Here is a 15,562-nt window from a genome sequence, read left to right on the forward strand (position 1 = left end):
TTATAAGGTAGTTTTGTCAAACTATCCCCATTTTTTTTAGGAGAAATGAGGCGTTCATATTCTGACAAATACCATCTTTGAATTTGTAGTCAAAATAGAGTTCGTCGTTTACAATCTGAGCGTCAAAAAAACGATTTTCTACCTGTGCTAGCTCTTCGGTAATTTCGCATAGACTGAGGTCGTGTGTTGCAATAATTCCTGTGGCTTTTGCAGCGACCAAGCGTTCTACAAACTTACGAGATCCTGCAGCTTTGTCCTTACTATTGGTACCTTTTAGAATTTCATCAAGAATAATAAAGTATTCATCATTCTTGAGTGCAGTTACAATTTTTTTAAGCTGGGTTAGCTCAGAGAAAAAGTAGGAGGCATCATCACTTAGAGAATCCGAGGTTCTCATGCTACTAATTAGTTTGATAGGTCGATATTGACACGAAGTAGCGCAAATAGGTAGTCCAATATTAGACATTACTATTTGTAACGCGATGGTACGCAAAAATGTGCTTTTTCCCGCCATATTTGCGCCCGTAATAATAAAAAAGTGCTCCTTGTCAATGCAAATATCATTGTCCACTCTTTTTTTACTATCGAGCATAGGGTGACCAAGGTTTTGAGCATTTATTATGGTAGCATTCTGAGTTATTTGGGGATAGGTATAAGTAGGGTTGTTAAATGCAAAATTCCCTAACGAATTATAGGCATCGAAAAAAGCAATAACCTCGAACCACTGATCAATTTTGTGATGATTTTTACCAATCCATTGTTCTATGAGATAACTTTGTCTAATATCCCATAATAGTAATCCATTGGCAAGAACTCCAAATAGCATATTGTTTCGTTGATCGAATGCATTGAGAATACTGGCAAACCGTTTTAAAAGGTGCGAGGCCTTTTCTTGTTCGCTTATGACCAATTGTTGTTTTTCTTTTAATAGTGCTGTGCTAAAGTTTAGATTCTCAATTTTATCTATGAGTTTGTAGTATTGGTCAAATGTGTCTTTTACTTTGTTCGCATCAGCATACAATGCATTCACTTTTTTTAGCTGTGTTCCTGTAATCATTAGTCCGACGAAAAACCATAATAAAAACATGGTGAAAGTAATTACATCTAAAAATAGGAGTACTGTTGCAACAAGAGATATAGAAGAAATAATTGCAGGAAGGATTCGCATTATCTTAGGAACAAAGGGAGTGTAGTTTTGCAACCATTTCTGAATTTTAGAAATGGGTACGGTTACCTCGACCATGGATGCAATTGCACTAAAATCTTGTCTCCATTCTGGCAAATCAGCCATTTCTTTTATAGCATTTTGCTTTTTTTCTATATCCTGAATCGAATTCGCGGAGAGAATTTCTGCAAGTTTGTCTTTTCCTGCTTGTGTGGTGGTCCTGTTCGTATATTGAAAAAAGGAATGCTCGCCAAATAGGTCAATATCATGGCTATAATGATGCGAGGGGTTGATGTATTCTGATCCGGTTATTAGTTCGTCTGTATCTCCTTTAAAAACATCTAATTCAAGTTGATTAATACGTATAGTTCTTTGTAATTTTTTTTTGGAGTATGTGAGTTTAGAATGGCGATTTACTAAAAATATAAAAGTGATAACTCCTATAAGCAAGCTACTCAAAATAATTTGAGTATTTGGGTATCCAAAATAGATGCATACTACAGTAGTAGCAAAAATCAAAAGTCGTATTAAACTAGAAATTAATAGTTCTTTTTTTACTTTTTTTGAAGCTTTAGTGTGCTTAGAAATCTGGTCTTTATAAAATTGTTGCGGGGTGTTCATAGTATTGTAAAAGAATAAAAGAAGAAGTGTCAAGGATAATCTCTTCCTTTAATTTCTGTTTATTGGTATTAAAGATTTTCTAATTCTTGTTTTAATTTTTTGGTTAATCCACTCACAACAAGCTCATACGAGTGATCTATTAATTCGAATAACATATTAGTAGACAAATTGTCTGAAAAGTTAACAGTATTCCAATGTTTTTTACTCATATGATATCCAGGTGTAATTTCTGGATGATATTCTCGAAGCTCTAAGGCGCGGTCTGGGTCACATTTTAGATTAACACTAAAAGGTATTCTGTCTAAACCAGTAAGTGCAAACATTTTTCCCATAACCTTAAAAACAAGCGTACTTTCATCAAAAGGAAATGCTTCTGTCACTCCTTTTTTAGCAAGACAATAATCTCTGAATGTTTCTATATTCATTTTTTCTTCTTGATTAATTTTCCCATAAGCATAGAGGGATCAGGAATTGGTTCAAACCCGACTTGCTTGTAGAGTTCATGTGCATCTTTGGTTGCGAGCATCCATCTTTGTATTTTTTGCAAATCAGGGTGTTCTAATATTGATTCTAGCAACTGCCGAGCATATCCTTTTCCTCTGTATTCTTGGATTATAAATACATCCATAATATATCCAAAAACACAATAGTCTGTGAGGACTCTTGCAAATCCTATTTGCTTATTATTTATAAAAACACCAAAAGAAAGTGAGTTATTAATACTTTTTACTACTTCTTCTCTAGTTCTTCCTTTGGCCCAATAAGAATTTGTCAAAAATAAATATATGAGATCAAGATCTAATTTTTTGATGTCTGTAGAAATAACTATACTCATTGTTTTATACTAACTGTTTTAAAATGGGATTGTTGCTCTGTCAATATTTTATTCTATTAAAAAAAGTTTGATTATCAAGTGGTTAATTGTTTAGTGATAGGGTTTTTTAGGAGTAACTCCTCTTAAGATCATCTCTGGGTTATCGATTATGAGTAGTGTTTCCTATAATTTGTTTGACGTAATTTTTTGAAACCTATAAAGATTCATTATTTGAAATAGAATTTATGCAATTAGTTTTTTTTCTGTTGTAGAATTATGCAAAGTGAGTGCTGAGTAATCCAATGTCCATCCGATTGCTTCTGCCAGCGTTTCCATAAGGGAAATTGCAATTAAAGCTTCCTTTTTTGCGGATTCCATCAAGCCACTTTGTGGTATTTTATTCACTATAAATTCTTTAGCTTCTTTATTGAGTTCGGTAAGGTCAGATGAGGTAAAAGGGTTAAGCCATCCGTCTTTTTTATCATAATATTTATAATCAGTTTCTATAGACAATAATTTTGGTTCTGGAAAGTGAGTAAGGATAATACGCTTATTTTTAATGTCACTTTCTATAGAAACTTTTGATAGATCAAATCCTATATATGCTTTTGCTTCGATGATAATCAAGGCTTTTTTTGTTCCGGATAAGAGCTTAAAAAATTTCTCTTTTACACTTTCATAGTGGTATATTTCGGCAAAATCTCCTTCTACCGTAACAAGTTTACAAACACTTTTTATTTTTTCCTTCAGAACGGTGGACTGCGTTTGTATTGAAGATTTATTTCTCATTGCATTAAACCGTGCAAAAATAAAATAAGCCAGTATGGCGCCTCCCAAAAGTCCTATAAACAATAACTCCATGACGTAAAGATACACATATTGATAAATCGGATTAAGAGTCTTTGATGAAAAATTGTCAGCTTTTGTTTTATAGGATACTCAAAAAAAATAAAACGATTAATTGTTATCTGTTGAAAATCAGAATTTCTAATTAAATGGGGTTTTCAGTTTAGAAGCAATTTTTTATAAATGCTCAGGCATTATTTTATATAAAATAGGTTTGCTGGGGGATGCATCATTCTCAAAAGATGCTATTTGAAGGTTTAGGAAGTAGATTCCATCTTCAATTTGGGAGTCGACAAAGATCATTTCGGTAATTGTGGCTTCATGCCTTGTTGCTTCTGGGTAATGCCAAAAAGCTTTGTGAGCAAGTAATTTGCCATCATCTTTTTCTTTATCAACTGATGGGAGATCAATTAATAGGTGTTTTACTCCTGACGTTCTAATATATATTGCTGCTGCTTCTGTTAAATAAGGCCAATTAGTATGCGAATATTGTGCATTTCGTTTGTTCTCAGAATTGGGTAGTGTCCGTATAATCAATGCTTCTGGACTAGATTGCATGGCTAGCTTAATCTGATCTTTTGTGATTACGGTATCGTCTCCTTGTTTTTTTGGTTGAATAGTAATGACTTCTGCTCTAAAAAAATACTGCTGTAACAAAGTATTGATACTATAGAATTCGGGAGTAATATGCCCCACACATTCGGTATGGGTGCCGTGCCCGTGAGGATTAAAGTAAATGTTATTAAAGTTGGTAGAGGCACCTTCTGTTACTTTCCCTATCCAATTATCGGTAGTTACGGGCTCAATTCTTGGTGAATCTATATACCACGCATTTACATTTTCTTTAGAGCCACGTAAAGGAATCGATATGTCTAATGGTTTTGATAAGTCAATTGTGTACAATTGATTGTTTTGTGTAATAGTAGTAATCATGATACGGGTGTCTCATTTTTTTTGACCACTATAAAAATATAATCCCCTTTATCATTTATATAGTTGGTCATAATTTTATGGATTTCTCCTGATTTGATATCGTTATTCAAAGCTTCTAGTCCGGTTCTAACTTCTTCTGCGTTTGCCAATGAAGAGAACGAGGATATTCCTTCTCGTATGTTTGGGTCAAGATACAGGTTTGGGTTATGTTTTCCAGAATATAGAAACAAATCTTGCAAATCTGGTCGTATGTTATATTTTTCCTTCTTCACAATGATGAGTCCATTTGCTTGTAAGTTTGCATCTATATGTTCATATGATGGCATTTGTGCTATAGAATCTATTAGCGTTTTTGGGAAATAGTGATGTAGCCAATATCCTTTCATTTGATTAGGCGTTGCCGTAAAGATAACCATAGTTCCTTCAGGTTTTAGCACTCTATTAAGTTCAGAAAACCCTTGGTTAAGATCTTGCCAATGGTGTAATGTTAAACTGGCGATAATACCATCGATACTAGCCGTAGCTAATTCGAGATGCTCAGCTTTACCTAGTATATAGGTGCTTTTTTGATTTTGTCTTCTGGCTTTTTTTAACATTTCTTCAGAAGGGTCAATACCTATGAATTGATATCCTTTGTTCGCAAATTGAGAGGTGTAATTGCCGGTGCCACAACCGATATCCAAATAGGTGTTATTGATAGAAGGATTAAGAAGTGCATATAATCTACCAAATAGGTAAGGGTCTGATTTTCTTGTCCTGTTATAATTCGTCCCGATACGATCATATTTTTCTTCCATTATGCGATACTAACCAAATTACTTTAAATTTAGTAAGAAAAGATCACTTGCAATCCCGTCACTTAAAAATTTTCCTTTTTTGGTAATACGTAATGTATTATCTTTTTTTTCTATAAGGTGTTCATCTATGTGTTTTTGCACTTGTTTTAGAAGATATTCTTCATGTTTTTCTCCGAATTCTTGCTTTATTTTTGTTAGAGATATTCCCCAGATAGTGCGTAGACCAGTCATAACATACTCATTATATCTATCCGTAATGCTCAGGTTTTCAATCTCATTGGGCAAGGTGTTTTCTTTTAGTGCTTTTATATATTGGGGGTTGCTAGCGATATTCCAACTACGTTGTTTTTTGTTGTATGAATGGGCAGAAGGACCAATGCCGAGATATTTTTTTTCCTGCCAATATGCTGTATTGTTTTTACTAAAAAAATCAGGTTTCCCAAAATTAGAAAGTTCGTAATGTATAAAACCTTCTGAATGCAATGTATGTACAAGGATTTCAAAATGTTGTTGAGCAAGTGCATCGTCTACAGCAGGGATTTTTCCTTTTTGTATTAATTTTTCTAATGCCGTTTTTGGTTCGACAGTTAATGCATAGCATGAAATATGAGGAATATCATGTTCTAATGCTATAGCAATATTTTGTTTCCATCGGTCCAAGGACATATCAGGAATGCCGTATATCAAATCAATCGAAATATTACTAAAATATTGCCGAGCAATAGATAAACATTTTACTGCTTCTTCAGCCGAATGGGCACGATTCATTAGTTTAAGATCTTCTTCAAAAAAAGACTGAACTCCGATACTTAATCGGTTTATTTTGTTATTGAATAATGCAATTATTTTTTCTTCGGTTAGATCATCAGGATTTGCTTCTACGGTAATTTCTACGGTATCAGAAACCAGATAGTTTTCATAAATGGTATCGATAATAAATCGCAAGGCATCTGTATGTAATACGGTAGGAGTGCCTCCGCCAAAATAGATGGTTTGTATCACTTCTTGATCGTCAATTTCTTCTCTGCGTAACTTGATTTCATTGCACAGAGCAAACACCATTTGATCTTTTTTCTTTAGTGAAGTCGAAAAGTGAAAATCACAATAGTGACAGGCTTGCTTGCAAAACGGAATATGGATATAGATACCAGACAAATTATCGGTTGTTTTTATTCGAAAAATTAGAACTAAATTTTCTTTTTATTACTTGTTTTCTTTTGTAAACCAGAAATATAGAATATCCGATAAAGGTAAATATCAGGACTATTAGAAACCATATAATTTTACTTTTTTTTGATTTGAATTCTATGTAATAGATTTCTTTAATGAAAAAGTAGGAAAAGTAAGTCTTAGTATTCAAATAAGTTGTTGGATATCAAAACTCATTTTTTTACTCTTTTTTCATTTTGTTTTACAAAAGCTGCCCAGCCTGTATAACTTTTGCCTACGATTTCTGCACGCCCCATATTATAGAAATGACAAACTGCTGCAGCAAGACCATCAGTAGAATCTAGATTTTTGGGAAGAGTTTTTAGTTTTAATAAATTTTGAAGCATTTTAGCTACTTGTTCTTTGGTAGCATTTCCATTACCGGTGATTGCCATTTTTATTTTTTTGGGAGAATATTCTGTAATGGGGACTTCGCGACTTAGACCTGCAGCCATCGCTACCCCTTGTGCGCGCCCTAGCTTGAGCATAGATTGCACATTTTTACCAAAAAAAGGAGCTTCAATAGCGATTTCGTCAGGGTGATAGGTGTCGATAAGTTCAATGGTTCTCTCAAAAATCAATTTTAATTTAAGGTAGTGGTCATCATATTTACTCAGTTGTAATTCGTTGAGTTGAAGGAATGACATTTTTTTATTTTGTACTTTAATAAGTCCAAATCCCATAATTGTGGTTCCAGGGTCAATACCTAATATGATTTTTTCGTTACTCAATATGATGTTTTTTAGTATATAACAAAGCTACACATTTAAGAACACAATAGGATACGTTTATTTGTAAATGCAAGTAAGAGTTAATCTATATGTATTACCAGAGGTAGTTTGTATTGGGTTGTTACTGGTGTTCCGCGGGTATGAGCAGGTTTAACTTTGGGTAGGGCCTGGATACTTTCTTCTAACTTATTTTTTAATTCGGGAATTTGGGTTTTGATGATATCAGGTAGCTCAAACTCTTCTAATTGTATGGTGCCTTCTTTGGTAATGCGTAAAGGAATCCATAGGGTATCATGAATACTTTCTGTTAAGGTAAATGTGTTTTTGGCAAGTGTGTTTTGTATATGATTCGTAATTGTACTCTGAAAACAAGCGACTAATTCTGCTTCTTGTTTTCTGCGACAGGCTCTAAATAGGGGAGGCTGTTCTACTTCATTGCGATTTAATTTGTCTAGTTCTTCTTTTACAATTTTGTCTTTGTTTTCTTTTTTGAGTACAAAGGAGTCACAGGAGAACAGGCTAAAGATGAAGAGACCAATATACCAATTTCTAGTGTTCATTATTTACCAATGATTTAAGATTGGCAAACTACATAATTTTTTTAAGAGAAGGAAAGGATATAATTACAAAAACCGAAGGACTCCCTTCGGTTTTTGTAATTGAATAGGTTCTTTTAGTTTAAGAACAGAAGTAATTGATATTGATAAAGACTATGAATTATCGCGAACATCTTCGTCTCTTAAATCTAATAACAAATTATAAGAAGGAACATTAAAGCCTTTTTCTGTCTTTACAGAATAAAAATCTAGGATATCATTTCCTTCTTCAGTGAATTTTTCATTTTCGAAAAATGCCTTACATGTACCATTTACCATTTTTTCATTGTATTCCTCACCATAAGCAACCTGCACTTTGTATTTTCCACTAGGAATATTACGAACATAATATGTTTGGTTACGATCTAAGTGAATAGCACGTACACTTTTTAAATTTTCTATAGATACAATATCCAGAATAACTTCGGCATTCTTTCCCGAAGTGACCTTGAGAAAATTATCAAGATTTTTATCATAAGAAGCATTTTGATTCGGACATTTTGGTTCTTGTTTGTTCTGTCTCTTAGAAGATAGTTTGGGTACTATATCTGTCTGGGTTTCGTTTTTATTTTCTATTTCTGTTTTCTGTTTTTTTACTTCTGATTCATTGCAAGAAGTATAGACTAACATTCCTGCAAGGACAGGAATAATAGTTAGGTACTTCAGTTTAGCACTAGTTTTAGATTTGGTTTTTTGTAACATAAGAATTCGTTTTTTGATTAATGATTGATTGAAAAATTGATTGACGAATGTAATTTCCTGTGTTTGGAAAGTAGCATTCAATAGTTGTTGTATATATATGTTTTTACTTGTGGTATTGATCACTTTATCATCAGCGATATATTCATGTAATACAGTAATTCTCGATTGAAAAGCATAAATCATGGGATTCCACCAAAAGATTATTTTAAGAATCTCAAACCACAATTGGTCTAATGAATGTTTTTGATCTACATGAATGATTTCATGAGTGAGGATATTTTCTTTCTCTTCTTTGTTGAGTGCATCACCAAGATAAATGGTATTCCAAAAAGAAAATGCTTGTTTACTATTAGGAAGTAATACTATTTTTCTAGTATTTAGACTTGTTTTTAGTGAAAAATTTTGAAGGATTTTTAACTTATACAATTTTAGAATAAATAAGAATGCACATATTGCTAAACCGATAAGGTAGAATATGAACCACCAATTTGTTTCTGACTGTTCTTGATTAGTAACACTTATATTGATAAGATTTTCAGAAGATGAGGTTACAATTCTTTCTAATTTAGACACATATATTTGGGACGTTTCTGTTTTGAGAGGAGCTATTTTGATAAATGGCATTATGAGCGATACAAAAGGTGCCAAAATTACATATACTCTATTCCAATTAAAGAAAGTATCTTTTTTATGAAATAGATCATATACGATTAGGAAAAATACTTGAAATACTACAACTTGAAATAGATAATGGGGTGTCATATTTATTTTTCTTTATTTAATTCCTTTAAAATTTGCTCAAGATCCTTTATGCTCATGTCGTTCTTTTTTACAAAGGAAGAAACCATATTTTTGAAAGAACCATTAAAATAGTTATTCATGAGTTTATTCAATGATTGATTGCTATATTCATCCTTTTTGACCTTAGGAAAATAGATGTATCCTTTACCTTCTTTTCTGTGGGATACAAATGCTTTGTTTTCGAGAATCCTGATGATGGTAGACACTGTATTATATGCAGGCTTGGGACTAGGCATTTTATCAATAATAGATGCAACATTGGCTTCGTTAAGCTGCCATAACCATTGCATGATCTCTTCCTCTGCTTTTGTAAGTTGTTTCATAAAAGATGTTGTATTTCGTTTTAAACTAAAAACATAGTTTGAAGCACGAATATAACTAAAAAATTAGTTTAAACTAATTTTTTAGTTATATAAATTTCAAAAAAAAGAGTATCCATACAGATAAGATCATTTTTTCTTTCAGTTTAATTTCCTGTAATCCTTTTATTTTCTGCAGAAAGTATGAGTTGTGTTTTTTGAACGGTAAACACAATAGGAAGTGTATAGGTTTCGTCTGTTATTGAAATTTCAGTGTCTTTATTTTTAGACTTTTTTACAGGAACAAGAGCATCAAAAGATCGTAGCACTTCGATAGCTGCTAATTCTAATTCGAATGCCGTACTCTTTGCCTGAATATCTGTTATTTTTCCTGCGGCATCAATTTTAAATCGGACATACACTCTGTTTGGACCGGGCTTTGCATAGGGTATTATCGATTTTATGTCATAATTAGCATCTACATATGCCTGAATTTCTTTAATGATACATGCTTTCCTTGTACGATCATTGGTCATGTTTTGGCATTTCTGGGTAGTAAAAATATTTTGTGAAAATGATACAAAGGATATATCATTAACCCAACAAATAAAGGGAGAAAAGGTTTCATGTTTTAGGGGTATGATTATATCAAAAACAAAGCTTATGTTGTATTTTGCTAACAAAAAAAGGGAATAAAATAGAATTAAGAAAATTGTATGAGGAGGAATGTTACTCTGAGATAATAAGTTCATATTTACGTAACAAAAAAGAAATATTTTCGTCATATTAAGTAAAAAAGTATGGATATAACTTTGGTCATTATTGGTTTATTATTGTGTTTTGTGGGGATAATAGGAAGCTTTCTTCCTGTATTGCCAGGGCCTTTTACATCATGGCTTGGTTTATTATTATTGCATTTTACAGAAACTATTCAAAAAGACTGGTCTTTTTTAGGCATTACATTGGGAATAGCAATACTAGTATGGATTCTTGATTATGTAGTTCCTGCCTTAGGGACCAAGCGTTTTGGGGGGACTAAGTATGGCATTATTGGGAGTTCTCTTGGGCTTCTGGTAGGGATTGTTTTTATGGGGCCTCTGGGAATTATAATCGGCCCTTTTGCAGGTGCTTTTGTGGGAGAACTTATAAACGATAATACGGATTCTTCTAAAGCATTAAAAGCTGCATTTGGTTCTTTTATTGGGTTTTTGGCCGGTACTTTTCTTAAGTTTATTGTATCCATAGCATTCTTGTTTTTATTTGTTAAAGAAGTGTATAACCATTGGGGCGTTTTCTTTTAACTTGATTAATAACTCTAGACTGGACTTGTCTTACGTATAGTAGATGTGTGTTATTTCTAAATAATTGTACTAGCAGAAAAAGACAATCTTTTCTATTTTTGCGGTATGATTGACAACTTCGATAATGAATTTTTTGGTATTGGGATTCAGAATGGTAAGACACCTCAAAACCTAGGTGTCTTATGGCGTACAGCCCAAAATATGGGAGCTAGTTTTATTTTTACTATTGGGAACCGATATGCCAAACAAGCTTGTGATACGCACAATGCGGTAAAAGCCATGCCATATTTTCATTACGACACATTTAATGATTTTTTTAAACATTTACCCAAAGGTGCTATGTTGGTTGGGGTCGAAAAAGCATCAGAGGCAGAGGCTCTCGAAACTTTTAAACACCCAAAACGATGTGTATATTTATTAGGGGCAGAAGATCATGGACTTTCTAAAAAAGCGATCGAAAAATCACATTTCTTAGTACAATTTACTTCAGAACTAAGTATTAATGTGGCGGTAGCAGGTAGTATTATTATGTATGATCGAGGGATAGATAAACCCAGATTTATTAAGGCTGAATAGAAAATAAGAGTAGCATTTTATTTAGAATGTTCACTGAATTCAGGGTGAAAATAATAAAGAGCATAGGTTAGTTTTGCTAACTATAAAATGTGTTATGCTCATTGTGCATTAAAATGTACCAATCAGACTAGTTGGCTTTAGTACATTATTGTCTTGCTGGACTGGCAATTAAAACTTCTAAAAAATGAAAGTATTATTATTAATACTGCTCAACATCCCGCTATTAATTTTTTCTCAGCAACAGGCTCTTAAACTTGATTTTTCTCAATGTAAAATAATGGTAGCCGAAGAAGTTTATATAGAAATCCAAAATAATGGAGATGTATATTATAAAGGAGTTTTAGTCTCCAAAATTAGTAAAGAAGAAGGGACTATATCTGATATTGATAAAAAACTAGATGTTATAAGCGTCAATAACAATCAGGTGGTAGATGCAGCAGGAACACATCTGGGAACCATCGATGAGAATGGGGGCGGAAAAGATAAATACTATACATATACGTGGTCCGAAGAGGGAGAATTTTTGGCAAATGGCGAAAAAACAAGTATTCGCATAGAGCCTGTGGATCAAAATACCTTTCAGGTAGCCTCTATTTGTTTGGTTTTGTATATGTAATGCTCAGTCCTCACTTGAGGCCAGAGGAAGCTAAAATCATGATGTCTCTTTATATATGAAAAACACAGTTACTTTCTTCCCAAAACAATTATCAGTATGCTTACTATTATGTATTCCGGCATTCATTTTTTGTCAAACTGAGCAGGTGAAATTAGATTTTTCTGAGTGTCAGGTAACATTGAATAATGAGATCCTTATCCGCATATCACCGACTGGGGATATTTATGACAAAGAAGGGCAAGTAGTTGCAAAAATTGACAAGGAAGAGGGAATGGTCCATAAATCAAACCGAAGAGGCTTCTTTAAAATAGAGAATAATGAGGTCACTGATACGTATGGATATCATGTAGCAACGGTAGATAGTCTAGGGCAAGGAAGTACTGATTTGCTAAGTTTTAGGTGGTCAGAAAAAGGAGAACTTATTACGAATGGTAAAAAAACACCGATAACCATATCACCCATTGATACTAAATCATACCAGGTAGTTTCTATTTTTTTACATCTTTAACCCAGATTATGCATTAGAAAATCTATAACAGCCTTCAACAGCTGCAAATATGGACGTTTCACTTCATTTTATACATTCACCCTAGCAGCGGTGGCAGTACTGCGCAGAAAGTAAGAAAATGCCAGCCTTTATTACTTACTGATAAGTACAAAAAATGTCTAAAGGGATTAAGTTGTTCGTATCTCTTGGCATTATGTCTTGAGTGTGCTCTTAACCCAAAAATAACATCAGACTTTCAGATATAAAAAAAGCTTCTCGATTAAGAGAAGCTTTTTTTTTGGTGCGGGCGGAGAGACAGTTATCGAACTTTTGATGGAAGATTGTGAGTTAATTATCAGTAAATCAAAGTTTTTGTAAAAATTCTATTTTACATAACTTAGAGTGTCAATCTGGGGTTTTGTGCAACAGATAAATTTATAGTATTTTGATGTGAACTGTCGGGTCTAAGATCCCATCCTTATATCCTGAAGCAGATTATCAAATTTCTGATGTGTTAGAAAAGAAAGCTACTTGTAAACAAAGAAAGCTAGGTTGGGATATCACTAATTATTTGTTATGCTGGATTTGGGTCGGGGAGTAAACAGATAAGGGATTTGCAAGTTTACTAAAATGCTCTTTTAATTCATATACCGTCATACCGTCATTATATTGTAGAAATGTGGCTTATTTCATTAATTGAGCTAAAAATATTTTTTGATTGCTCTTCCATTAGCTTTACAAAACCTTTGTCTAAATTGAATTCTTTGTTTTCACATAAATCATATTTTGCTGAATTTAATTCCTTGATAGTAATTTTTTTCAATTCTTTTGCTTTTATACATTTAAAACCTTTATTGCTTAAAATAATAATATGGGTGTTGTTATACTTATAACTTTTTCCCAGATCTTCATATTTAAATACTCCATCCCATCTGTATTTTATTTCTGTGAAAAATAACTTTTTTTGTTCTTTATTCAATATCAATAAGTCAGGTCTGCTATTCAATATGCTTAACTCTGATTTTGAAAAGTCTGAGTTATCTAGAAATTCATTTACATACGTTAGATTATTTTCAACGCCATACCTAAAGACAATAAAACCTAAACTTGTAAAAAGATTCTGAATAATAGATTCGGCAACATGTCCCTTTATATATCTTAAGGGGGTTTTCTCAAACGAATAATTCTTAAATCCTCTTACATACCTGCTCCCAGAAGACACATAGCATTCATAGCAAATAGGATTGTTACTACGGGTATAGACACCACAACGTTTACATTTGTTCATAATCAAAATTGTTCCTCGGTCCTTGCTTCATATCCACAACGAACACGTCCAAAATTTATGGCTTTTTTAAGCGACACTTTTCTAATGGTGTCTTTACATTTTAAAAGACCTTGACAGTGTTTTTTATAATGGTAAGATTTGCTAGTTAAGCTATTACATATATAAACTTTTTTTTCGTTTATGTTTTTTACTGTTTTTGCTTCTTGTCCATATATTGAACAGGAGAGTGGCACTAGTGAAATTAATATTAGCATTTTCATATTGGTGTAGTTTTATAATCATTCGTTTGGTTTTCAGTGAATTAAATTTAACACTTATGATTGATTAATTACACATACTTCTGGCTACATAGGTTTTGTTACCATTAGAATTGATGTAATAACAACCACCTCTTGGTCCTCGGTAATAAGTTTTTGTAGTTTTTGTTTTATATTGTTTTTTACGTTCTACAGATCTTGAATAACTACCATCTTTATACTTTGCGGTTTTTGTAAAAAACTGAACTGTATTGGTTGATTGCGTTTCATTACCTAACTTTTTGTCTAAGGCATCAATTTTTGATTGTATTTCTTGTGCTTGTTTAAGCAAATTATCTCTGTGGTGTACTAGCTCTTCTCTCAGATAAAGACTTGTCTCTCTACTCTGGGAGTTGGATTGGTAGAATATAGAAAGTAATAAGAATAGAAATATTACTCTTTTCATTGGATATAGGTTTATTGTTCGTGCTCGTAATAATCTATAGTTTGAAGTAATTGTTCTTCGAAGCTATAAATATCATTTATCGACTGAATTTGTTCTCGCTGCACATTTTTGTTTTGATCAAAAAGAGAGATGTATTTTTTATTACCATCTAGATGAAGTCTGCAAATAGGTTTTCTATTATTATCATCGAGAAGGATACCAAAATAAGATTGAGTATCTCTATGAACAATTCTATTTATTACTATTTTCCTTCGTAAAATGGCTACTACAATACGAAAAGCCTCTAATTCTTCTTCTGTAGTGATAACTTTACTAATCTCTTCTTCCTCTTCAAGTTCTTCTTCTTGCTGTTTTTCGGTTTCCTTATTAAGGGCTGAGTTTAGACGGTCGTTAACCCGTTCACTAATGGTTTGATTAAATGCTTTTTTTACTAGCTCGCTGAATTCTTCCATTATACGTTCCGTTAATCGGCCAGAATATACTTGACCAGCAAATAATCGTACAAAGTTGTAAGTAGGTTCCTGTAATTCACCATTGATTATTTTTTTAATCTCTTTGGTAAATTTTAATGAGCTGGCATTATTCACTATTTTATCAATATCAAAATTCGATTTATGGAACTTTGATATTTCGTGAATCGTATTCTCTTTTAGGTTAGTAACATTGAATTCGAGAAAGGGTTTTTGATCCATAATATTGGTTTCGTCAAGATCTGTATAGAATCTATATTCAACACCATTGGTAAGTAGAGCAAACCTGGTATGAGTAACATGAAAATATCTTGCTAATTGAGAGTTATGAATATTTAGGTCTTCTTTCCAGTTTTTACATTCAATAATCATTACCGGATTACCATCATTAAAGATAGCATAGTCTACTTTTTCACCTTTCTTTAATCCAAGATCAGCAGTGAATTCTGGGACCACTTCAGTTGGGTTAAAACTATCATAACCTAAAAGGTTTATAAAAGGTAACACAAACGCATGTTTGGTTGACTCTTCAGTTTCAATTTGATTTTTCAGTTGCTCGATCTTATCAGCTAAAGCTTTAAGTTGGTTGTTTAGTTCCATTGATTTTT

General features: G+C 32.7%; 19 protein-coding genes. 4 read left to right on the top strand and 15 right to left on the bottom strand.

The window, feature by feature from the left end; translation table 11 throughout:
• Positions 1-16 precede the first annotated feature (16 nt).
• From DZ60_RS0112290 to DZ60_RS0112345, 12 genes are all read right to left on the bottom strand, one after another.
• The gene (locus DZ60_RS0112290; RefSeq protein ID WP_025742369.1) at positions 17-1,786 is read right to left on the bottom strand and encodes a MutS-related protein; all 1,770 of its coding nucleotides are present in this window, start codon (positions 1,784-1,786) and stop codon (positions 17-19) included.
• Between the two features lie 68 nt (positions 1,787-1,854).
• The gene (locus tag DZ60_RS0112295) at positions 1,855-2,211 is read right to left on the bottom strand and encodes an MmcQ/YjbR family DNA-binding protein (protein WP_025742370.1); all 357 of its coding nucleotides are present in this window, start codon (positions 2,209-2,211) and stop codon (positions 1,855-1,857) included.
• On the bottom strand, positions 2,208-2,621 hold the full coding sequence (locus tag DZ60_RS0112300) for a GNAT family N-acetyltransferase (RefSeq protein ID WP_034229570.1): 414 nt from the start codon (positions 2,619-2,621) through the stop codon (positions 2,208-2,210). Before DZ60_RS0112300 ends, DZ60_RS0112295 begins: the two co-directional genes overlap by 4 nt.
• 222 nt (positions 2,622-2,843) lie before the next feature.
• Entirely contained in the window at positions 2,844-3,461 is a 618-nt protein-coding gene (locus DZ60_RS0112305) for a DUF4230 domain-containing protein (RefSeq protein WP_025742372.1), read from the bottom strand.
• A gap of 162 nt (positions 3,462-3,623) precedes the next feature.
• A complete protein-coding gene (locus tag DZ60_RS0112310; protein ID WP_025742373.1) occupies positions 3,624-4,379 on the bottom strand; it encodes a cyclase family protein in 756 nt (251 codons plus the stop codon).
• Entirely contained in the window at positions 4,376-5,176 is an 801-nt protein-coding gene (locus tag DZ60_RS0112315) for a class I SAM-dependent methyltransferase (RefSeq protein ID WP_025742374.1), read from the bottom strand. The genes DZ60_RS0112310 and DZ60_RS0112315 overlap by 4 nt, the downstream gene beginning before the upstream one ends.
• An 18-nt stretch (positions 5,177-5,194) precedes the next feature.
• Positions 5,195-6,331 (bottom strand): radical SAM family heme chaperone HemW, encoded by a 1,137-nt coding sequence (hemW, locus tag DZ60_RS0112320; protein ID WP_025742375.1) that lies wholly within the window; start codon positions 6,329-6,331, stop codon positions 5,195-5,197.
• A 227-nt stretch (positions 6,332-6,558) separates the two neighbouring features.
• Positions 6,559-7,116, bottom strand: a complete 558-nt coding sequence (gene ruvC, locus DZ60_RS0112325; protein WP_025742376.1) for a crossover junction endodeoxyribonuclease RuvC — start codon at positions 7,114-7,116, stop codon at positions 6,559-6,561.
• An 80-nt stretch (positions 7,117-7,196) separates the two neighbouring features.
• Positions 7,197-7,676 carry a hypothetical protein gene (locus tag DZ60_RS0112330; protein ID WP_025742377.1) on the bottom strand — a complete coding sequence of 160 codons (480 nt, stop codon included), beginning with the start codon at positions 7,674-7,676 and terminating at the stop codon, positions 7,197-7,199.
• A gap of 150 nt (positions 7,677-7,826) precedes the next feature.
• Positions 7,827-9,176 carry a M56 family metallopeptidase gene (locus DZ60_RS24270; protein ID WP_025742378.1) on the bottom strand — a complete coding sequence of 450 codons (1,350 nt, stop codon included), beginning with the start codon at positions 9,174-9,176 and terminating at the stop codon, positions 7,827-7,829.
• Positions 9,177-9,178: 2 nt separating this feature from the next.
• Positions 9,179-9,538, bottom strand: coding sequence for a BlaI/MecI/CopY family transcriptional regulator (locus tag DZ60_RS0112340; protein WP_025742379.1), 360 nt, complete (start codon positions 9,536-9,538; stop codon positions 9,179-9,181).
• 143 nt (positions 9,539-9,681) lie between these two features.
• Positions 9,682-10,050: an energy transducer TonB gene (locus tag DZ60_RS0112345; RefSeq protein ID WP_025742380.1), complete on the bottom strand. Its 369-nt coding sequence runs from the start codon at positions 10,048-10,050 to the stop codon at positions 9,682-9,684.
• A gap of 264 nt (positions 10,051-10,314) precedes the next feature.
• Here DZ60_RS0112345 and DZ60_RS0112355 point away from each other — a divergent pair, with 264 nt between their 5' ends.
• The 4 genes from DZ60_RS0112355 to DZ60_RS0112370 all read left to right on the top strand — a co-directional run bounded on the left by DZ60_RS0112355 (position 10,315) and on the right by DZ60_RS0112370 (position 12,515).
• Complete coding sequence (locus DZ60_RS0112355) at positions 10,315-10,815, top strand: DUF456 domain-containing protein (protein WP_025742381.1); 501 nt, start codon at positions 10,315-10,317, stop codon at positions 10,813-10,815.
• Between the two features lie 105 nt (positions 10,816-10,920).
• On the top strand, positions 10,921-11,391 hold the full coding sequence (locus DZ60_RS0112360) for an RNA methyltransferase (RefSeq protein WP_025742382.1): 471 nt from the start codon (positions 10,921-10,923) through the stop codon (positions 11,389-11,391).
• A 184-nt stretch (positions 11,392-11,575) separates the two neighbouring features.
• The gene (locus DZ60_RS0112365) at positions 11,576-12,007 is read left to right on the top strand and encodes a hypothetical protein (protein ID WP_025742383.1); all 432 of its coding nucleotides are present in this window, start codon (positions 11,576-11,578) and stop codon (positions 12,005-12,007) included.
• 55 nt (positions 12,008-12,062) lie between these two features.
• Positions 12,063-12,515 (top strand): hypothetical protein, encoded by a 453-nt coding sequence (locus tag DZ60_RS0112370; protein WP_025742384.1) that lies wholly within the window; start codon positions 12,063-12,065, stop codon positions 12,513-12,515.
• Positions 12,516-13,158: 643 nt separating this feature from the next.
• Here DZ60_RS0112370 and DZ60_RS0112375 read toward each other — a convergent pair.
• From DZ60_RS0112375 to DZ60_RS0112390, 3 genes are all read right to left on the bottom strand, one after another.
• Complete coding sequence (locus DZ60_RS0112375; RefSeq protein ID WP_034229572.1) at positions 13,159-13,782, bottom strand: hypothetical protein; 624 nt, start codon at positions 13,780-13,782, stop codon at positions 13,159-13,161.
• Between the two features lie 324 nt (positions 13,783-14,106).
• Entirely contained in the window at positions 14,107-14,484 is a 378-nt protein-coding gene (locus DZ60_RS23015) for a hypothetical protein (protein WP_025742387.1), read from the bottom strand.
• Between the two features lie 11 nt (positions 14,485-14,495).
• Positions 14,496-15,554, bottom strand: coding sequence for a type I restriction endonuclease (locus DZ60_RS0112390; protein WP_025742388.1), 1,059 nt, complete (start codon positions 15,552-15,554; stop codon positions 14,496-14,498).
• Between the last annotated feature and the right edge of the window lie 8 nt (positions 15,555-15,562).

This window comes from Aquimarina pacifica (assembly GCF_000520955.1).
Lineage (GTDB): Bacteria > Bacteroidota > Bacteroidia > Flavobacteriales > Flavobacteriaceae > Aquimarina > Aquimarina pacifica.